The sequence below is a fragment of the Methylobacterium sp. NMS14P genome (genome assembly GCF_028583545.1).
Lineage (GTDB): Bacteria > Pseudomonadota > Alphaproteobacteria > Rhizobiales > Beijerinckiaceae > Methylobacterium.
In genome coordinates this window covers 4143743-4162015 of record NZ_CP087106.1, presented here as the reverse complement: position 1 = coordinate 4162015, position 18273 = coordinate 4143743, and the positions used below count along the sequence as shown (strand labels likewise).

Genomic DNA, 18273 nt, shown 5'->3' with positions numbered 1-18273 from the left:
CCTAGCGGCGGCCCCGCGGCGCCGGTGCCGGCTCGCTCAGGGTCGGGACCGTCTTGGGCGAGCCCAGGTCGTAGCTGCGGTTCTTGAGCGGATCGAGGCGGGTGCCCTCGGAGGCGTCGAAGGCGCGCGTGCCCGGCGTGCCGGTATCCAGCGCGAAGGCCGCGTTGGTGTTGATCCCGTTGGCCGCGGGGGCGCCGCCCGGCGCGTAGGCCGAGGCGCGGCCCGGCGTCGCCGGATCGGGGCCCGGCTCGACCTTGTCGACGGCGTCCGGCGGCGCCTGCCGGCTCTTCTCCACCGCCCGCCAGCGGCCGACGTTGCGCTGGTGCGCCTCGAGGGAGTCGGCGAAGGCGTGGCCGCCGGTGCCGTCCGCCACGAAGTACAGATCCTTGGTCCGGGACGGGTTGGCCACCGCCTCCAGGGCGGCGCGGCCGGGATTGGCGATCGGTCCCGGCGGGAGGCCCTCGATCACGTAGGTGTTGTAGGGGGTCGGCCGGTCGATCTCGGAGCGCAGGATGCCGCGGCCGAGGGTGCCGCGCCCGCCTACGAGACCGTAGACGATCGTGGGGTCGGATTGCAGCTTCATCCGCTTGTTGAGGCGGTTGATGAAGACGCCGGCGACCCGGGGCCGCTCGTCGGCGCGGCCGGTCTCCTTCTCGACGATCGACGCGAGGGTGACCATCTCGGCCGGGGTCCGTACCGGCACGTCGGCGCTGCGCCGCAGCCAGATCTGGTTCAGGACCTCGCGCTGCTTGGCCTTCATCAGGTTGACGATCTGCTGCCGGGTGGCGCCGCGCTCGAACTTGTAGGTGTCCGGCAGGAGCGAACCCTCCGGCGGGATCTCGTTGATCTCGCCGGCGAGCACGTCGTTGTCGTTGAGGCGGTTGACGATCTGCTCGGAGGTCAGGCCCTCCGGGAAGGTGATGGCGTGCTGGACCTGCCGGCCCGTGGCGATCGTGTCGAGCGTGTCGGAGATGCTCGCGCGCGCCTTGAACACGTACTCGCCGGCCCGCAGCGCCGGCCGGCCGCCGAAGCGGGCGGCGAACTCGAACAGGCCGGTATGGTCGATCACGCCCTCGCGCTTGAGGGTCTCGGCGATCTCGGCCGTACCGCTGTGGGTCGGGATGACCACGACCTTGTCGGCCGCGAGCGGTCCCGGCTCGCGCACCTGCCGCTGGAACAGCGTGATCCCGATCATCGCCGCGATGGCGATGACGACCGCGAAAGTCAGGGCGCCGCTGATCAGGCCCACGAGGCCGCTCCGCTCGCGCTCGGGCTTCTCCGGCGGCGGGGGCGCGACGGTCGGCTTGATCGCCTCGCCGGGCGAGCGCGGCGACAGCCGCTGCGGGAGGGCGGGCTCGTCCGTCGGATCCTGCGCGGTGGTCTCGGGCGCGGGCGTCTTTGAGCGGCGGAAGAACATCGGGATCCTGTCTGGGCCCGCGCGACCCGTCACGCGTCGCGGGCCGGGATCGGCTGCCCGCAACCGGGTGCGCACGTCGAGGGCTGTAACCCTAGTCGGGTTTGTGGCGAAATTGCCGTTCCGCGGCGCGATAGGCGCCGGTCGGCGCGCTCAGCCCGGGGGCTGGCAGGTGGCGCAGAAGAAGGTCGAGCGGTTGGCCTGCACGATGCGGGTGATCGCGCCGGCGCATCCCGGCCGGCTGCAGGGCAGGCCGACCCGGTCGTAGACCCGGAAGGCGTGCTGGAAGGCGCCCGCGCTGCCGTCCGTGTGGGCGTAGTCGCGCAGGGTCGAGCCGCCGGCCTTCACGGCCTCCTCGAGGACCTGCACGATCGCCTTGGCCAGGGCGTTGGCCTTGGGCGTCGGGCGCCCGTCCGGCCGGGCGAGGCTCCCGGCCGGGGCCTCCGGATGCAGGCGCGCCCGGTGCAGCGCCTCGCACACGTAGATGTTGCCGAGGCCAGCGATCAGGCGCTGGTCGAGCAGGGCGGCCTTCAGCGGCGCGATCCTGTGGCGGAAGAGCTGCGCGATCACCGCCCCGGTCAGTCCGTCGAGGGGCTCCACGCCCATCCGGGCGAAGTGGCGGCAGGCCGCGAGCTCCGCGCTCGGGACCAGATCCATGAAGCCGAAGCGGCGGGCGTCGTTGTAGGTCACCGTGGCGCCGGTGCTCATCGCCATGACCACGTGGTCGTGCTTGGGCGTGCCCTGGGCGCCCTCGAGGTAGAAATCCCCCGGCGACAGGTTGCGGCCGTCGGGCAGGGCCACGTCGAACCGGCCGCTCATGCCGAGATGCATCACCAGTGTCTCACCGGAATCGAGCGCGGCGGTGAGGTACTTCGCCCGGCGCGCGAGGCCCGTGACGGTCCGCCCCTCGAGGCGGGCGGCGAAGCGCTCGGGGAACGGGAAGCGCAGGTTGGCCCGGCGAAGGGTGACGCGGCTGAAGCGCGCGCCGACCAGGGCGGGCGCCAATCCCCGTCGCACGGTCTCGACCTCGGGAAGCTCCGGCATCTCTCTCGCGGCTTTTCCGTGCGCGGCGCCCCGCGCGCCGGCTCCGGATATCGGCGGGATCGGCCCGGGCCGCAACCGCGCGGGTCCGGCGCGGTTTGCCGCGCAGTCTGCGGCTTCCGCCGGACCCCGTCGCACGGCGCCGCCGCGCGCCTCCCGCGCCGGGCCCGGCCGCCCTAGCGGCGGCGCAGGCGCACGTAGAGGGCGCCGCCGCCGCCATGGTGGCGCGCGGCCTCCTCGAAGCCGAGGACGATGCCGTGCAGATCCGGTCCCCGCAGCCAGTGCGGCACGCTGCGCCGGAGCACGCCGCGCTCGGCGAAAGCCTCGCCGTAACTCGACCCCCCCTTGCCGGTGACGACCAGCACGTAGGCGTGCCCGGCGGCCCGCGACCGGAGCAGGAAACCCGTCAGCGCGGCGTGCGCCTCCGTCTGCACCATCCCGTGCAGGTCGATCCGCGCGTCGATCGCCAGCCGCCCGCGCCGCAGGCCGACCTTGGCCGTGCGCTCGAGGCCCGTGCTCGGGGCGTGCCGCTGCGGCGGCGGCTGGTACGGCGCGGCGGTCGCCGGGCGCGGCGGCACCGGCGCCGGCTTCGGTGGATGCTTCGGCGGATGCTTCGCCCGCGGCCTCTTGGCGGCCGGCGGCGCGCTGGGCTTCAGGATCGGCGCCGAGAGGGCCGGCATGGTGGCGGTCGCCGCCGCCGCCGGCGCGGCGGCTTCCGGCTTCGCGGGCGCGCGGTCCGGCAACGGCGTCACCAGCTTGGCGATCGCGTCCCAGAGGCGGGCTTCTCCCGCGGTGAGGCGGCGCCCCCGGCGCGGGGGCCTCACGGCGCGGCTCCCGGCGCCGCGGCGCGGCGCGGCAGCAGGACCACGAAGCCGATCGCGTCGCGAAGGTTTCCGGCGGCCGCGCCGGCCTCCGCACCGGTGCCGACGAAGAGGTCGCCGCGGGCGGGGCCGACGATCGCCGAGCCGGTATCGGCGGCGATGACGAGGCGCCCGGCCGCGTCCGGCGCCGCGGCCCCCGCCTCGGCGGGGAGCGGGCCCGCGAGCCAGAACGGCAGGCCGTAGCGCCAGAGGGTCGAATCCACCGCCAGGCTGCGGCCGGGGCTGAGCGCGGCGTTCGCGGCGCCCGGCGGCCCGAGGGCCGGGTCCGCGACCGGCGCGAGGCGGAAGAAGATGTAGGAGGCGTTGGCGCGGATCAGGCGCTTGGCGATGTCGGGATGGGCGCGCAGCCAGCCGGTCCAGCGGGCGAGCGTCAGGCCCTCCAGGGGCAGGTGGCCCTCCTGAACGATCAGCTTTGCCACCGCCGTGTAGGGGCGACCGTTGCGGCCGTCGTAGAGCACCCGCACCGCGCGCCCGTCCGGCAACCGGACGCGCCCGGAGCCCTGGACCTGCAGGACCAGCAGGTCGACCGGGTCGCGCAGCCACAGGATCGGCTTCGCGCGCGCGCCGAGGGCGCCGTCGTCGATCGCCGCGCGGTCGGGGTAGGGGGTGAACCCGTCCGCGGTGGCGCGGGCGGCGCGCAGGGCCGGATCGAGGCCCGGGCGGGTCTCGCCGGGGCCGAGGGAGATCAGGTCGTCGGGGCGGGCGAGCACCGGCGTCGGGAAATCCGGGCCCGGCGCGAGGGAGCCCGCGAGTTCCGGCTCGAAATAGCCGGTCAGGAAGCCGGGCCGGTCCGCGCCGGGCCGCGCGACGCGGAACGCCGCGAACCGGTCGCGGAAGAAGGCGGCGGCGTCCGGCACGGGGCCGGCGGCGACCGCGCAGGCCGCGGCGAGGGCGACCGGATCGCCCGCGACGCCGTCGGGCTGGGGCAGGGCGGGCGGCGGGGCCGCGCAGACCCGGCGGAAGGCGTCGAGCGCCGCGTCGGCCCGCGCGCCGGGAAAGCCCGGGAGGTCAGCCGGTTCGACGGGAGTCAGCACCGCGCCGCCGACCGCCGTCGGCGCGGCGAACGCGGCTTGGCTCAGGAGGGACGCGAGGAGGACGGCCGGGACTGCTCCGGACCGGGCGCGGGGGATCGGCACGGCAAGATCGTCACGGCACGTCGGTCACAGGCTCAGGCGCCGGCCTCGGTGGCCACGAGCTGCCAGTTCGGATCCCGCGAGCCGAGCGTGCGGGCGAACGTCCAGACATCCGGCACCTCGACCACCGTCTCGGCGCTGCCGTCCACCACCTTGCCCTCCGCGTTGCGGGTGGCGGTGATCAGGTTCGACAGGAAGCGCACGGTGACGTGCGCCACGCGGTTGCGCACCTCGACGGCGACGATCTCGGCCTTGTCGATCGACACGAAGGTGGTCTCGAGCGTCTGCCGGTTGCGCTCGCGCTCCGCGATCGCCCGCTCGAACGCCTCGCCGACCTCCTTCGAGAGGAGGCCGCGCAGGGTCTTCCGGTCACCCTTGGCGAACGCGATCATGATGGCCTCGTAGGCCGATTTCGCGCCCTCGACGAAGGCGCGGGGATCGAAGCTGGGCTCGGCCTGGATGCAGGCTTCCAGGCCGCGGGCGACCTCGGATCCCGGCTCGGCGATGCCCCGCCAGTCCCGCGGCGCGGCGGAGGGCGCCGGCGCGGCCTGGACCCGGTCGGCGCCGGGCAGGCGCACGACGTTGTCGCCGTCGGAGCGCGCCTGCGGCTCGGTGCGGCTGCGGTCGACCGGCTTGAACGGCGAGCGCTCCGCCCCCGTCTTCTGGCCGAGCACGGAGCGCAGACGCCAGATCACGAAGACGGCCAGCGCGAGGAAGATGATCGTCGTAACGTCGAAACTGTCCTGCATCACCGATCCGATGGTGGCCGCGGCGAGACCCTGTGCCCCTTGCTCAGGTCGCGCGCGGTGCGGCGCCGGCTAAGCGCGCAGAGGTCTGGCCGACTCATATCCGACCAACGCGTCGGGAGCGAGCCGGTTGTGTCGGCCGGACAATCGAACCCACGCGTCAATTGCGATACCGGTCGATATGGGTCGCGGCGGCCGCCGGCGCCAGCGCCGCGCCCGCTCGCTTGTCCAGGCTCGGCCCGCGTGTTAGCGGCCCTGCCGTTTGGGCAGTTCCGCGGCGTGATCCAGCCGCTCCCGCCGCGACAACAACCCGCGCCGGCCCTGCCGGTCGATCGAGAAGGATGATCCGCATGGCCGATTCCCCGGCAGCGAACGGCAACGGCGGCGGCATGCCGCAGGGCGATGTGCCGACCATCAATGCCCTGGCGCAGTACACGAAGGACCTGTCGTTCGAGAACCCGAACGCGCCGCGCTCGCTCCAGCCCAAGGAGGGCCAGGGGCCGCAGATCAACATCCAGGTGAACGTCAACGCGCAGCAGCTCTCCGAGACCGATTTCGAGGTCGAGCTGAAGCTCGAGGGCGACGCCAAGATCCAGAACGAGGTGCTGTTCGCCTTCGAGGTGACCTATGCCGGCGTGTTCCGGCTCCTGAACATCCCGGCCGACCAGATCCATCCGGCGGTGATGATCGAGTGTCCGCGCTTGCTCTTCCCCTTCGCCCGCCAGATCGTGGCCGAGGCGGTGCGCAACGGCGGCTTCCCGCCGCTGTACATCGACCCGATCGACTTCGTCGGCCTCTACCGGCAGAAGGTGATGGAGCAGCAGGGCGCCCAGGGCCCGCTCGCCTCCTGAGACAGGACGCGCCGGCGGCCGCTCAGCGGCCGCCGGGACCGCGGTAGGCCGCCGCCAGCGCGCGCAGGGCCTCCGCGGGGCGCCCGGCCAGGCGGCGGGCGCGCAGCACGACGAACGTGCGCGGCAGGTCGGGCAGCCCGAACCGGCCGCCGACCTCCACGGCGCCGGCCGGTGCCGTACTGGGCGCCAGGGCCGCCACCGCCAGCCCCGCCATCACCGCCGCCCCCACCGCCAGCACGCCGCCGCCGACGAAGACCTCGGTCCAGGGGAGGCCGGCCGCGTCGAGAACCCGCATCGCCGCGCCCCGGACCGTGCAGGGGCCCGCGAGCCCCGCCAGTCGCAGCGTCTCGCCCGGCCGGGGCGCCGGGAAATCCGGTGCGGCGAACCAGCCCAGCCGCTCCTCCGCCAGGACCGCGCCGCCGTGGCCGGCCTCGTCCTCCGTCCGGAAGATCACCGCGTCGTAGCCCCCCTCGCCGGAGGATCCGAACGCCGCCGCGAGGTCGCGCGAGGGGACGATCCGCACCTCCGTGATCAGCCCGGCCCGATCCAGCCCCAGGCGCCGCAGCAGCACCGGCAGGTCGGGGCCGGCGACGTGATCGCTGATCCCGAGGCTGAGACGGGCGGGAATGGCCGTCGCGGCGTCGGCCACGGCGCTGTCGTGCGCGTCCAGGAGGCGCCGGGCCGCGGGCAGGAACAGCGCGCCCTGGCGGGTCAGGTCCACGTGGCGCGGGGTCCGGTCCAGGAGGCGCGTGCCGAGCCGGTCCTCGAGCCGCTTCAGGCGCAGGCTGATCGCCGCCTGCGAGGTGGCGAGCGCCTCGGCGGCCCGGGTGAAGCTGCCGAGATCGACCACGCGCACGAAGGCCAGGACGCCTTCGAGGTCGAGGGGGCGGTCGGTGGCCATAACGCGCTCTTATCACAGATATCGGTGTCGATATGTCGCTGTTATCACGGCGGCGTGCAAGCCTGCGGGCCTCTTCGGGAGTGCCCCATGCTGATCACCCGCTACCGGCATCGTCTGCCGGCCGACTACGCCATGGACAGGATCCGCGCGCGCGTGGCCGCCCGCGCGCCGGCCTGGGACGCGGTGCCCGGCCTCGTCTTCAAGGCCTTCACGATCGAGGACCGGGCGCGCGGAGCCGCCGCCAACGCCTACAGCTCCCTCTATCTCTGGCAGGATGCCGGCGCCGCCGCAGAGTTCCTGGCCGGGGCCGGGTTCCGCGCCGTGGTCGCGAGTTTCGGCCGGCCGCGCATCGAGACGTGGCTGGCGGTCGCCGCCGCGTTCGGGCCGGGCGACGCGGCGGGCGCCCTCTCGGAGGAGACGCGGCTCGTCGGGCCCGCGGAGGATCTCGCCGCCCTGCGCGACGGCGAGCGGGGCCGCGGGCGCGACATCGCGGCGGGGCGCGACGTCCTCGCCACCGTGGCGGGGCTCGATCCCGACGGATGGCGGCTCGCCCGCTTCACCCTCGGCGCGGAGCCGGCCACCGGACTGTCCGGGACCGCGATCGCCCATCTCGCCGCGCCGGGCCTCGCCGCGGCGCGCGGCCGCTGACCACCCGATCCGCCGAGGAGCGACGCCATGCCTCTGACCCGCATCTCCCTGCGCGCCGGGACGACCGAGACCTACCGGGCCGCCCTCGTGGCGGGTGTCTACGACGCCATGCGCGAGACCTTCGCGGTGCCCGAGGGCGACCTGTTCGCCCTGGTGCACCAGCACGACGCGCCGGATCTCGCCTACGGCCCCGACTATCTCGGGATCCGGCGCAGCGACCGCCTCGTGATCGTCCAGATCACCGCCAACGCCACGCGCGGCACCGCGCAGAAGCGTGTCCTCTACGCCGCCGTGACCCGAAACCTCGCCCGCGACCCCGGCGTGGCGCCGGCGGACGTCTTCATCAACCTCGTCGAGGTCAACCCGGAGAACTGGTCGTTCGGGGACGGGCTGATGCAGTACGGGCCGCCGGAGCCGTGAGGCCGGCGCAGCGAGGCCGCCGCGGGGGCGGTGCGGCGATGGTGGCCAGCATCCGGGCTTGACCGTTCCGGGGGCGGAGTACAGGTCCGGGGCCCGAAACGGCTCCAGGATCGCATGGCCCCCACCGCAAACCTCGCCCTGATCAACCTGTTCATCGGAGACATCCAGGGCGGCCTCGGACCCTTCCTCGGGACCTGGCTGGCGCAGTCGGCCTCGTGGAGCCCGGCCCGGGTCGGCTTCGTCATCACGCTGGTCGGGTTCGGCACGCTGTTCCTGAGCGGTCCGTTCGGCGCCCTGGTGGACCGGTTCCCGCGCCCGCGCCTGCTGATCGCGCTGGCCTGCGGGGCGATCCTGGTGGGAACGCTGCTGCTCCTGCCGGCCCGCAGCTTCCCGGCGGTGCTGGGCGCGCAGCTCCTCGCCGCGGCCGGCGGCACGCTGCTGCTGCCGGCCGTCGCGGCGCTGACCCTGGGCATCGTCGGGAAGGACGGGTTCCCCGCGCAGCAGGGGCGCAATCAGGCCTTCAACCACGTCGGCATCCTGATCGCGGCGGGCGGCATCAGCCTCGGCACCGGCTACTTCGGGCCGGCGATCGCCTTCTGGGTCCTCGGCGGCATGGCGCTGGCGGCGATCGTCGCGACGGTGACGACGCCGGCCGGGGCCTGGAACCGCCGCCGCGCCGTCGGCTGGAAGGAGGACGACGCGGACGAGCCGGAGCGCAGCGGCATCCGCCAGGTCCTGGGGAACCGCCGCCTGCTGGTGCTGACCGTGGCGCTGACCCTGTTCAACCTCGGGAACGGCGGCATGCTCTCGCTGCTCGGCCAGAAGCTGGTCGCGACCGCGGCCGACGCGACGACCTGGACGGCCCGCTACGTCATGGTGGCCCAGCTGGTGATGGTCCCGGTGGCGCTGTTCGCCGGATCGCTCGCCGACAGGCGCGGTCGCCGCCAGCTGCTCATGGTCGCCTTCGCGGTCCTGCCGGTGCGGGCGCTCCTGTCCGGCCTGATCGACGATCCGGTCTGGCTGATCGCCGCCGAGGTGCTGGACGGCGTCGCCTCCGGGATCGTCGGGGTGGCGGTGCCGGTGGTCGTCGCCGACCTGACCTGGGGATCCGGCCGGACCCAGACGGCCCTCGGCAGCGTCAACGCCGTGCAGGGCGTCGGCGGGGCGCTGTCGGGCTGGTACGGCGGCCTCTCCTACGGGCTGTTCGGCTGGACCGGCGCCTTCCTGGCCCTCGGCGTGCCGGCGCTCGCCGCCCTCGCGCTGGTGATCTGGCTCGACGCGACGCCCGAGCCCGGCCGGCGCCGTCGCCGGCGGGAGCGGCGCAGCGCCGCCGTCCAGGGAGCCTGAACCGGGCGCGCTGTCGCGGTCCCGCGTCGCCCCGTGCGCCGGTCCGTCGGCGCGCGCTCCGCGCCAAGGCGTCGAGGCGCCGAACGACCGGCTCTCTGAAACACGAAAGCCCGGCCTCAGGGCCGGGCTTCGAAGAAATGGCGCGGGACTGAGGGTCAGCCGATATGCGGGCTGCCCGTGGCGGCGGGGAAGCGGTCGGCCAGGGCGCGGCGCAACTTCTCCAGGGCCCGGTTCTCGATCTGGCGGACGCGCTCCTTGGAGATGCCGAGCCGCTGGCCCAGGGCCTCCAGGGTCGCCTGGTCCTCGGCGAGGCGGCGCTCGCGCAGGATGCGCAGCTCGCGCTCCGACAGCACCGTCAGGGCCTGCTGGAGCCAGCTCAACCGACGCTCGCCGTCGACCGTGGCGCTCACGGTCTCGTCCGGCAGGTCGGCGCCGTCGACGAGGAAGTCCATCCGCTCCGAGGAGGCGTCGCTGTCCTCACCCACGGGGGCGTTGAGCGACATGTCGGGGCCGGACAGGCGCGCGTCCATCAGGGCGACGTCGTCCCGCGACACGCCGATGGCGCTGGCGATGCGGCGGTGGATCTCGTCGCCGACATGCTCCTCGGTGGACTGCATCAGCCGGGCGCGCAGCCGGCGCAGGTTGAAGAACAGGGCCTTCTGCGCGGAGGACGTGCCGCCGCGGACGATCGACCAGTTGCGCAGGATGTAGTCCTGGATCGAGGCGCGGATCCACCACGTCGCGTAGGTCGAGAAGCGGACGTCCCGCTCGGGCTCAAACCGGGCCGCGGCCTCCATCAGGCCGACATGCCCCTCCTGGACGAGGTCGGCCATGGGCAGGCCGTAGTGACGAAAACGCCCCGCCAGGGCGATGACGAGGCGCATATGGGCCGAGATCAGACGGTGGAGGGCGCGCTCGTCGCGCTCGTCCTTCCAGCGGACGGCGAGGCCGCGCTCTTCTTCCCGAGCCAGGAAGGGTGCCTCCATGGCAGTCCGTATGAACTGCCGTCGAATTCCCGCGATCTCAGCCATCCGCCTGCCTCTTGTTGTCGAGTGCTGTTGCGGCGTCGAGCCAATAGGCCGACGCGCAGGCGCCACCGGGAGGCGACGCCAGGCAACCGACAACGGAAGGCCGAACGCGAAAGTTCCGCCCGGATGCCCCACAATGCGACAACCGAGCGGCCACGAAATCGTGTTCTGTCCCGATCAGATGGGATCCGCCCGCGCGTCGTCCAGCCCGGACGTCCCGAAACGACCGCGTTTGGCGCGTCGTCCGGCCCGCCCGAGGCACAAAAAAACCCGGCCCCCAGGGCCGGGTTCGATGTCGTCCGGGGTTGGAGGTGCCTCAGGCGGCCTCCTCCTGGATGTCGTCGCCCTCGCTGTCCCCGTCGGCCTCGGCCTCCGGCTCCGCCTCGCTCTTCGCCCGGCGGGGCGACTTGGCGAGGCTCTGCTCGATCAGCTTCAGGGCCTCGGTCTCGGTGATGCGGTTCACCGACGAGATCTCGCGCACGATCCGGTCCAGCGCGGCCTCGTAGAGCTGGCGCTCGGAGTAGGACTGCTCCGGCTGGGCCTCGGACCGGAAGAGGTCGCGCACGACCTCGGTGACGGCGAGCAGGTCGCCCGAGTTGATCTTGGCCTCGTACTCCTGCGCACGGCGCGACCACATGGTGCGCTTGATCCGGGCGCGGCCGGTCAGCAGGTCGAGGGCCTTCTTCACCAGCTCCGGCTCGGCGAGCTTGCGCATGCCGACGCTGTTGGCCTTCGCGGTGGGGACGCGCAGGACCATCTTGTCCTTCTCGAACGATACGACGAACAGCTCAAGCTTGTAGCCGGCGATCTCCTGCTCCTCGATCGCGGTGATGCGACCGACGCCGTGGGCCGGATACACGACAGCCTCGCCGGTCTTGAAGCCCTGCCGGCCTGTGGTCGTCGTCTTCTTGGCTGTGGTCATGCGAGAAGGGCCTCCACTGGCGCGCAGCGTTCGGCGCCGCGCGAAACCGTGTTCTTCCGGGCGGGACACCCGGTCTGCCTCGCCGCTCCCGAACCCGGCGCCGAGCGCGCGAGTCCGGACGTTCCCCGGCGCGACCGTGCAGACGCCTGGCCCGTCCGCCGAAGTCACCTTCGGCGGTCGAGCGCGTACTACCCCTAACCCACGAAATTCGAAGGCGTTTCAGACGGAGGGAGCACGTCAGGCGCGAGCGACGGCAGGCGGATTGTCTACCACAATCCGGCGCGCAGATCAAAGCATCCCTGAAGACGCACGCGCGGACCAAGCGCGGCGCCAAAGAGTTTTACACTGGTGCAGCGGGACAGGAATGACCTGGCCGCGTATCAGGGCTTCGCATGACGCAGCCCCACCCCGAGGTTCAGCGGCGGGGCCGGCTCGGCAGATCTTCCCGCAATCTGGAAAGCGGGCCGCGGGCCGGCGTCAGAACCTGCGGGGCTGGCGCACGCTCAGTCCCCCGAGCCGGGGTTGGCCGAGAAATGCGCCTCGAGCTTCCCCGTCTTGCCGTCCCACTCCTTGGCGTCGGCCGGGGCTTCCTTCTTCTGCGTGATGTTCGGCCAGCTCTTGGCGTAGTCGGCGTTCAGCTTCAGCCACGTGTCGAGATTCGACTCGGTGTCGGGCTTGATCGCCTCGGCGGGGCATTCCGGCTCGCAGACACCGCAATCGATGCACTCGTCCGGATGGATGACGAGCATGTTCTCGCCTTCGTAGAAGCAGTCCACCGGACAGACCTCGACGCAGTCCGTGTACTTGCACTTGATGCAATTGTCGGTGACGACGTAGGTCATCGGATGTCTTCGTCCTAAAACTCGACTTGGCCCGGGCGGAGCCTGGAGACGGCCCGCGCGCCCGGAGGGTGCTGCGAGGGGAACGCCGGTGAGACCCGGCACGGAGCCGGGCCTCGGAGGCCCACGGCTCTAGACGCTGCCTCCCGGGCTGACAAGCGTGCGGGCGCCGCAGGGGTTCGCGTCGGGTCGCTCGCGCGGCCGCTGTGGCGCGGCCTCATCACTCGGAGGACTCGTCAGGCCCGGCCTCGACCGACAGGGTGCCGCCGGACAGGTCGTCGTAGAGCAGCCGCGCCTCCGGCGCCGGGCCGCGGCGCAGGCCGAGACCGAGCACCCGCACCGCCAGGGTCGCGTGCGGCGCGGCCACCGTCACCACGTCGCCGACGCCGATGGCCTTCGCGGGGTTCTCGGCCCGGCTCCCGTTCACCCGCACGAAGCCGTCCGAGGCCAGCCGCGCCGCGAGCGACCGGGTCCGCGCGAAGCGCGCGAACCACAACCACTTGTCGAGGCGCTGCCGGTCCTCGCGCATCCGCCGCGGATCAGCGCTTCCCGCCGTCGCCGGCCTCGAGCTGCGCCTTCAGGGCCGCGAGCTTGGCGAAGGGCGAGTCCGGGTCGGGCGCCCGCTCGCGCCGCGGCGGCCGCTGGTCGGGCCGCGGACCGGAATGGCGCTGCTCCGCGCTGCGCTGGTCGTCGCGGCGCTCCGGCCGCCCGCCCTCGAACCGGTCGCGGCGCGGGCCGCGGTCCCGGCCGGGGCGCGGGCCGTCGCCCTCGGCCCGGCGCTGCTCTGGTCGGCCGCCCTCGGGCCGACCCTGTCCCGCATGCTGGCCCTGCTGACCGCCGTCGCGGCCCCGGCCCGCCCCGCGGGGGCGGTTCTGCGGGCGCTGGTGGGCCGGACGCTGGTGGCGCTGCAGGCGCCAGACCTCGATCTGCGGAATCTCGGCGGCAGCCTCGCCCTCGGCACCGGCGGTCTCGGCCGCGTCGACCCCGGCGGGCTCCGCCTCGGCGGCGGTGTCGGGCGCGGCCTCCTCGGCGGCGACGGGCTCGGCCACATCCTCGGCCGGCGGCTCCGCCTCGGCGTGCGGCAGCTCGGTCGCGGGTGTCTCGGTCGCGGGTGCTGCGGCAGCCTCCTCGGCGGGCGCGGAGGCCGCGTCCTCCGGAGCCTCGCCCTCGGCGGGCGCCGCCTCGGTGTGGGCGGCCGAGGCCTCCTCTGCCGCGGGCGCGGTGTCGGCGGCGGTCTCGCCGTCCGTCGCGGTCCCGTCCTCGGCGGCCGGGGCCTCGTCACCGACCGGCTCGGCGGCGTCCGCCTGCGCGGCGACGGCCTCCTCGGAGGACGCCTCGGCGGCGGCGGCCGGTGCCGCAGGCGCTGTGGCGGCGGCGGGGACGAGCGGCACCGTGATGGCCGGGCCGGGGCGCGCCTCGGAATTGTAGCCGAGCGACTTCAGGATCGAGGCGAAATCCTCGCCCGAGCAGCCGACCAGCGAGGTCATGCCGACGGTGGCCACGAAGGCGTCGCCGTCGGCGGTGCCGTCCGGCGGTGCGCCCGGGGTGGTCCCGGGCCGGTAGGCGATCGCCGGGCGGATCAGGTCGGCGAGCCGCTCCAGGATGTCGACGCGCACGGCCCGCTCGCCGCTGACCCGGAAGCCGGCGGCGCGGTAGAGCCCCTTGGCGATCTCGCGGTCGACCTTGATCGAGGTGCGGCCTGAGCCGGCGAGATGCGCGATCTCGTCGAGGCCGCGCTGGTCGAGGCCGCCGTTGCGCAGGGCCCAGAGCTGGGCCGCGAGCGTGCGGGGCGCCGGCTTCAGCAGGGCCGGCAGGAAGATGTGGTAGGCGCCGAAGCGAACGCCGTGGCGGCGCAGCGCCCCGCGGCCGTCCTGGTCGAGGCTGCGCATCTCCTGCGCCACCTTCGACCGCTCCAGGACGCCGAGCGCCTCGACCACCTGGTAGCCGATCCCCTTGGCGAGGCCGGTGAGGTCGGCCGCGGTCTCGATCTCCATCAGCGGCCCGAGCAGCCGCACGATGTAGGCCTTCAGCCACGCGTCGAGGCGGGCCTCGACCTTCTCGCGATGCGCGCCGGTCAGGCTGTCGTCCGCCAGCAGACGGATCTGCGGGGCGAACAGCTTCTCGCCGGGGGTGAGCTTGGCGACGGGCGCGCCGGTCCAGCGGATCGTGCCGTCGTGCGAGAGCACGAGGGTCGAATCGGCGGTGGCGGCGAATCGCTCGGCCCGCGCCTCGATCTCCCCGGCGAGCGCCTTCTCGGCGGCGCTCCTCAGGGTCTTGGCCTCGTGCCCCTCGGCGCTGGCATCGGGAACGAACAGGAATCCGTGAAGGTGGCCGACATGCTGACCCTCGACGGTGACGTCACCGTCGGCGGTGATCTGGGCTTCGAGCATCGTGTTCTCTCTCAGGCGCCGCATCAGGACGCTTGTGCGCCGGTCGACGAAGCGGCTCGCGAGGCGTTCGTGCAGGGCGTCGGACAGCCTGTCCTCTACCCGACGCGTCTCGCCCTGCCAATGTTCTGGGTCGCGCAGCCAGTCGGGACGGTTCGCCACGAACGTCCAGGTGCGTCCCTGGGCGATCCGGCGGGACAGCGTGTCGATGTCGCCGTCGGTCCGGTCGATCATCGCGACCTGCTCGGCGAACCACGTGTCGGGGATCCGGCCCGCCATGCCCTTCATGAGGAACCGGTAGAGCTGGGCGACCAGGTCGGCGTGCACCTGCGGGTGGACCTTGCGGTAATCCGGCACGCCGCAGACGTCCCAGAGGCGGCGCACGGTGGCGGCGCTGCGCGCCATGTCGCGGATGTCGTCCTCCTTCATGAGGATCTCGAGGGCCTGCTGATCCTCGCCCATCGGGGCGCGGGTCAGGCCCGATTCGCGCGGGTGCTCGTCGAGGCTCGCCTGCAGGCCCTCCAGGCTGCCGAAGCGCAGATCCGGGTTGCGCCACTGCAGGATGCGCAGGGGATCGAAGTCGTGGCTCTCCAGCCGCTCCACCAGCTCGGCCTCGAAGGGCGGGCAACGCCCGGTGGAGCCGAAGGTGCCGTCCGCGAGGTGGCGCCCGGCCCGGCCGGCGATCTGGCCCATCTCGGCGGGGGTGAGCTTGCGGAAGCGGGTGCCGTCGTACTTCCAGTTGGCCGCGAACGCGACATGATCGACGTCGAGGTTGAGGCCCATCCCGACCGCGTCGGTGGCCACGAGGTAGTCGACGTCCCCCGCCTGGTACATCTCGACCTGGGCGTTGCGGGTCCGCGGCGACAGGGCGCCGAGCACCACCGCGGCGCCCCCGCGCTGGCGGCGGATCAGCTCGGCGATCGCGTAGACCTCCTCGGCCGAGAACGCCACGATGGCGGTGCGCCGGGGCAGGCGCGAGAGCCGTTTCTCCCCCGCGAAGGTGAGCTGCGAGAGCCGCGGCCGGGTCGTGGTGTGGACGTTGGGGATCAGGTCCTGGACCAGCGGCAGCATGGTCGAGGAGCCGATCAGCAGGGTCTCCTCCCGGCCGCGGACGTAGAGCAGGCGGTCGGTGAAGACGTGGCCGCGGTCCATGTCGGCGGCGAGCTGGATCTCGTCGATGGCCACGAAGGCCACGTCGAGGTCCCGCGGCATCGCCTCGATGGTGCAGATCCAGTAGCGCGGCCGGTCCGGCTTGATCTTCTCCTCGCCGGTGACGAGGGCGACCTTCTCGGGGCCGACCTTCGCGACGACGCGCAGGTAAACCTCGCGGGCGAGCAGCCGCAGGGGCAGCCCGATCATGCCGGTCGGGTGGGCGAGCATCCGCTCGATGGCGAGATGCGTCTTGCCGGTGTTGGTCGGCCCGAGGACCGCGGTGACGCCGCGGGCGCGGGCCTCGCGGGACAGCGAGCGGCTGGGCGTGGGGCGGAGCAGCGCGTCGATGGTCGGCGGTTCCTTCGAGCGGGAAGGCCGTCGCGGCGCCGTCGCGGCGCGGGCGGGGAGGCGGGTTCGACCGGCCGGCCGCGTCAGGGACGCTAGGGCCGGTACGGTCCTCCCCCATATGGGATGCCGCCGCCGCCAGGTCCAACCTGCGGCGTGATCATCGGGTAGATGTCGATCTGCGTCGTCGGCGTGCCCGGCTGCGGCGCCAGGTCGGCGCAGAGCGTGTCGGGGGTCGCGACGAGGGGGCCGCGGCGGGGCGGCCTGTTCTCGACGACCGCGGCCGACGAGAAGGCGTCACCGCCGCAGCCCGGATCGGCGGAACCGACGGTCAGGGGCTGTGCGGCGGCCGGCCCCGCGAGCGCGGCCAGGGCGAGGGCGATTCGGAGGGCAGGCGAGCGCATCCGGGCATTATCGCCGGGAACGTGAAGATTCCCTCCACCCGCGCGGCCGCGGCCCCGCCGCGAGGGTTCCCGCCGGCCCGGCGCCTCCCTGGGTCATTTCGCAGCACGCGCGGACCGCGAGGGCCGCGTCGAGTCCGGCCGCAACCGGTACGGCGCTCAGTCGACGCCCTCGACGAGCACCACCTCGCCGATGCCCGCGGGCCGGCGCTTGGCCACGGCGGCCTGGTACTCGGGCGAGAAGTAGTAGGTGCGCGCCGCCTCGTAGGACTCGAATTCCAGCACGACGTTGCGCGGACGGCCCTCACCCTCCAGCGCCTCGCAGCGGCCGCCGCGCACCAGCGGCGTGCAGCCGTACTTGCGCATCGCCTCGGACGCCATGGCGGCGTAGTCCTTGTAGGTGTCCGGGTCGGTGACCGTCATCCGGACGATGATGTAGCCCTTGGGCACTGCTGACCTCCCCGCGCGGCTGCCGCGCCGCGCCCGGGTGCCGGGAAACCGGCCGCCGGTCAAACGGCCCCTGCGCCGCGCTCTGCGGCGCCGCTACTGCCCGGACAGGCTCGCCTGCGCGATGCTGCTGCCGGCGGCTCCGGCCGTGCCGGTGGTCGTCGGCGTGCCGCTCTGGCTCCAGCGCGTGGCCTCGATGATGTTGGTGCCGATCGTGGTGAGCACCGAGATGCGGAGCGGGATCAGGACGCGCGTCCCCTCGACGGGGGCGAGCCAGACCGACATCTCGCGATTCTCCTCCATGAACTTCACCCCCGGCCGGTCCGGGCGGTGGCCGGCGACCGCCTGGTAGCGGGCGTTGCAGACCAGGACGTGGCCGGCATAGCCGGGCTTCTGCACCGGGCGGGTCTCGGCGTAGCTCAGCACCACGTTGAAGCGGGTGGCGCCGTCGAAGACCGGCAGGGTCCGGTTGCAATTCTCCGGGTCGAGGGGCTCGCCGCGCCCCTGGGTCGGCATCAGCAGCGCGCTCACCGGGTCGATGATGCCGCGCTTGTTGGCCGGCGTCACCGGCACGCGGTCCTGCATGTCGACGAGCGGCGGCGTGATCTCGGCCTGGACGACGTTGCCGCGCGCCAGGGCCATGCGCACCGCGATGCCGGAACTCGCCGTCTGGGTCGCGATGGCGAAGGCGCCGGGCTGCGGCGCGGCCGAGAAGCTTCCGGAGGCCCGGGCGGAGCCCTTGCCGCCGGTGATCGCGCCGACGAGGCCGGTCAGAACGGCCGACACGTCCATCATGTAGCGGTCGCGGTCGAAGGAGCCGGCGAGGCGCGCCGTGCCGATCGGGAGGCCGGCGAGGTTGATGCCGTAATCGACCGCCACGGTCGCGGCGGCGGGCGTGGCCCGCTTAGCCCGCGACGCCCGCGCGCCGGCATCCGTCGGGGTCGCGAGGGCCGCGACCGCGAGGAGGCTGCCCGCGAGGCGCCCGGCAGCGTGCCTCGTCAACGTCTTGGTCAACGTCTTGGTCATTCGACGGACTGGCGTGGCGCTCATGATCCGGATCGCATCCCAGGGCGGGCGGGCCAAGACACTCGCTCGAACGCGCCCTCTCGAACACACCCGCTCGCCGGCATCCTCTGCGACGCACGGAGCGAGGAGAGGCGCCTTCCTGCAGGTGGAAGAAGGCTATATCCCGGCATCGTGGTTAACAGACCGTTGGGCGGCCGGCGCGACGCCGGGTGCCCGTCGGCACCTTGACGCACCGCGCCTTCGTCGCCTATAGGCTCGCGCCTTCAACAGGACTCCGCTGGACCTGGAACACGCACTGGGCGCCGCCCGCTGCGACGATGATCGCGCCGGCCGCGATCGGGTCC

The 18273-nt window shown here is 73.6% G+C and carries 18 protein-coding genes; 4 read left to right on the top strand and 14 right to left on the bottom strand.

Features of this window, described 5'->3' with window-relative positions:
- Nucleotide 1 precedes the first annotated feature (1 nt).
- From mltG to LOK46_RS19690, 5 genes are all read right to left on the bottom strand, one after another.
- Complete coding sequence (gene mltG / locus LOK46_RS19710; RefSeq protein WP_273559999.1) at nt 2-1417, bottom strand: endolytic transglycosylase MltG; 1416 nt, start codon at nt 1415-1417, stop codon at nt 2-4.
- 150 nt (nt 1418-1567) lie between these two features.
- Nucleotides 1568-2458: a bifunctional DNA-formamidopyrimidine glycosylase/DNA-(apurinic or apyrimidinic site) lyase gene (mutM, locus tag LOK46_RS19705; RefSeq protein ID WP_273559997.1), complete on the bottom strand. Its 891-nt coding sequence runs from the start codon at nt 2456-2458 to the stop codon at nt 1568-1570.
- 173 nt (nt 2459-2631) lie between these two features.
- On the bottom strand, nt 2632-3279 hold the full coding sequence (locus LOK46_RS19700) for a Smr/MutS family protein (protein ID WP_273559995.1): 648 nt from the start codon (nt 3277-3279) through the stop codon (nt 2632-2634).
- Nucleotides 3276-4472, bottom strand: a complete 1197-nt coding sequence (locus LOK46_RS19695; protein ID WP_273559993.1) for an MltA domain-containing protein — start codon at nt 4470-4472, stop codon at nt 3276-3278. The genes LOK46_RS19700 and LOK46_RS19695 overlap by 4 nt, the downstream gene beginning before the upstream one ends.
- Before the next feature lie 32 nt (nt 4473-4504).
- Nucleotides 4505-5218 carry a Tim44/TimA family putative adaptor protein gene (locus tag LOK46_RS19690; protein ID WP_273559991.1) on the bottom strand — a complete coding sequence of 238 codons (714 nt, stop codon included), beginning with the start codon at nt 5216-5218 and terminating at the stop codon, nt 4505-4507.
- Between the two features lie 347 nt (nt 5219-5565).
- Between LOK46_RS19690 and secB the strand changes: the two genes are divergently transcribed.
- On the top strand, nt 5566-6066 hold the full coding sequence (gene secB / locus LOK46_RS19685; protein WP_012320646.1) for a protein-export chaperone SecB: 501 nt from the start codon (nt 5566-5568) through the stop codon (nt 6064-6066).
- A gap of 22 nt (nt 6067-6088) precedes the next feature.
- On the opposite strand, the gene LOK46_RS19680 is transcribed toward secB, so the two are convergent.
- A complete protein-coding gene (locus LOK46_RS19680) occupies nt 6089-6967 on the bottom strand; it encodes a LysR family transcriptional regulator (protein WP_273559987.1) in 879 nt (292 codons plus the stop codon).
- Between the two features lie 87 nt (nt 6968-7054).
- Between LOK46_RS19680 and LOK46_RS19675 the strand changes: the two genes are divergently transcribed.
- The 3 genes from LOK46_RS19675 to LOK46_RS19665 all read left to right on the top strand — a co-directional run bounded on the left by LOK46_RS19675 (nt 7055) and on the right by LOK46_RS19665 (nt 9382).
- Nucleotides 7055-7615 (top strand): DUF4865 family protein, encoded by a 561-nt coding sequence (locus LOK46_RS19675; protein WP_273559985.1) that lies wholly within the window; start codon nt 7055-7057, stop codon nt 7613-7615.
- Nucleotides 7616-7642: 27 nt separating this feature from the next.
- Entirely contained in the window at nt 7643-8035 is a 393-nt protein-coding gene (locus tag LOK46_RS19670; RefSeq protein WP_273559984.1) for a tautomerase family protein, read from the top strand.
- 114 nt (nt 8036-8149) lie between these two features.
- A complete protein-coding gene (locus LOK46_RS19665; protein WP_273559982.1) occupies nt 8150-9382 on the top strand; it encodes an MFS transporter in 1233 nt (410 codons plus the stop codon).
- Nucleotides 9383-9537: 155 nt separating this feature from the next.
- On the opposite strand, the gene LOK46_RS19660 is transcribed toward LOK46_RS19665, so the two are convergent.
- The 8 genes from LOK46_RS19660 to LOK46_RS19625 all read right to left on the bottom strand — a co-directional run bounded on the left by LOK46_RS19660 (nt 9538) and on the right by LOK46_RS19625 (nt 17929).
- Nucleotides 9538-10413, bottom strand: coding sequence for an RNA polymerase factor sigma-32 (locus tag LOK46_RS19660; RefSeq protein WP_012320644.1), 876 nt, complete (start codon nt 10411-10413; stop codon nt 9538-9540).
- Between the two features lie 313 nt (nt 10414-10726).
- Nucleotides 10727-11332, bottom strand: coding sequence for a CarD family transcriptional regulator (locus tag LOK46_RS19655; protein WP_273559979.1), 606 nt, complete (start codon nt 11330-11332; stop codon nt 10727-10729).
- A gap of 503 nt (nt 11333-11835) precedes the next feature.
- Nucleotides 11836-12174 carry a ferredoxin FdxA gene (gene fdxA / locus LOK46_RS19650; protein WP_273559977.1) on the bottom strand — a complete coding sequence of 113 codons (339 nt, stop codon included), beginning with the start codon at nt 12172-12174 and terminating at the stop codon, nt 11836-11838.
- A 217-nt stretch (nt 12175-12391) separates the two neighbouring features.
- The gene (locus tag LOK46_RS19645; protein ID WP_273559975.1) at nt 12392-12700 is read right to left on the bottom strand and encodes an RNA-binding S4 domain-containing protein; all 309 of its coding nucleotides are present in this window, start codon (nt 12698-12700) and stop codon (nt 12392-12394) included.
- A gap of 10 nt (nt 12701-12710) precedes the next feature.
- Nucleotides 12711-16049: a helicase-related protein gene (locus tag LOK46_RS19640; protein ID WP_443192901.1), complete on the bottom strand. Its 3339-nt coding sequence runs from the start codon at nt 16047-16049 to the stop codon at nt 12711-12713.
- A 101-nt stretch (nt 16050-16150) separates the two neighbouring features.
- Nucleotides 16151-16459: a hypothetical protein gene (locus LOK46_RS19635; RefSeq protein WP_273559970.1), complete on the bottom strand. Its 309-nt coding sequence runs from the start codon at nt 16457-16459 to the stop codon at nt 16151-16153.
- 156 nt (nt 16460-16615) lie between these two features.
- Nucleotides 16616-16906 carry a DUF1330 domain-containing protein gene (locus tag LOK46_RS19630; protein WP_273559969.1) on the bottom strand — a complete coding sequence of 97 codons (291 nt, stop codon included), beginning with the start codon at nt 16904-16906 and terminating at the stop codon, nt 16616-16618.
- A gap of 93 nt (nt 16907-16999) precedes the next feature.
- Nucleotides 17000-17929: a DUF3108 domain-containing protein gene (locus LOK46_RS19625; protein ID WP_273559967.1), complete on the bottom strand. Its 930-nt coding sequence runs from the start codon at nt 17927-17929 to the stop codon at nt 17000-17002.
- Nucleotides 17930-18273 lie beyond the last annotated feature (344 nt).

Bases quoted from the DNA above. Each gene is read 5' to 3' on its own strand.
- LOK46_RS19660 (WP_012320644.1), bottom strand. From the start codon at position 10,413: ATGGCTGAGATCGCGGGAATTCGACGGCAGTTCATACGGACTGCCATG.
- mutM (WP_273559997.1), bottom strand. From the start codon at position 2,458: ATGCCGGAGCTTCCCGAGGTCGAGACCGTGCGACGGGGATTGGCGCCC.
- LOK46_RS19635 (WP_273559970.1), bottom strand. From the start codon at position 16,459: ATGCGCTCGCCTGCCCTCCGAATCGCCCTCGCCCTGGCCGCGCTCGCG.
- LOK46_RS19670 (WP_273559984.1), top strand. From the start codon at position 7,643: ATGCCTCTGACCCGCATCTCCCTGCGCGCCGGGACGACCGAGACCTAC.
- fdxA (WP_273559977.1), bottom strand. From the start codon at position 12,174: ATGACCTACGTCGTCACCGACAATTGCATCAAGTGCAAGTACACGGAC.
- LOK46_RS19665 (WP_273559982.1), top strand. From the start codon at position 8,150: ATGGCCCCCACCGCAAACCTCGCCCTGATCAACCTGTTCATCGGAGAC.
- LOK46_RS19680 (WP_273559987.1), bottom strand. From the start codon at position 6,967: ATGGCCACCGACCGCCCCCTCGACCTCGAAGGCGTCCTGGCCTTCGTG.
- LOK46_RS19655 (WP_273559979.1), bottom strand. From the start codon at position 11,332: ATGACCACAGCCAAGAAGACGACGACCACAGGCCGGCAGGGCTTCAAG.
- LOK46_RS19675 (WP_273559985.1), top strand. From the start codon at position 7,055: ATGCTGATCACCCGCTACCGGCATCGTCTGCCGGCCGACTACGCCATG.
- LOK46_RS19690 (WP_273559991.1), bottom strand. From the start codon at position 5,218: ATGCAGGACAGTTTCGACGTTACGACGATCATCTTCCTCGCGCTGGCC.
- secB (WP_012320646.1), top strand. From the start codon at position 5,566: ATGGCCGATTCCCCGGCAGCGAACGGCAACGGCGGCGGCATGCCGCAG.
- LOK46_RS19645 (WP_273559975.1), bottom strand. From the start codon at position 12,700: ATGCGCGAGGACCGGCAGCGCCTCGACAAGTGGTTGTGGTTCGCGCGC.
- mltG (WP_273559999.1), bottom strand. From the start codon at position 1,417: ATGTTCTTCCGCCGCTCAAAGACGCCCGCGCCCGAGACCACCGCGCAG.
- LOK46_RS19625 (WP_273559967.1), bottom strand. From the start codon at position 17,929: ATGACCAAGACGTTGACCAAGACGTTGACGAGGCACGCTGCCGGGCGC.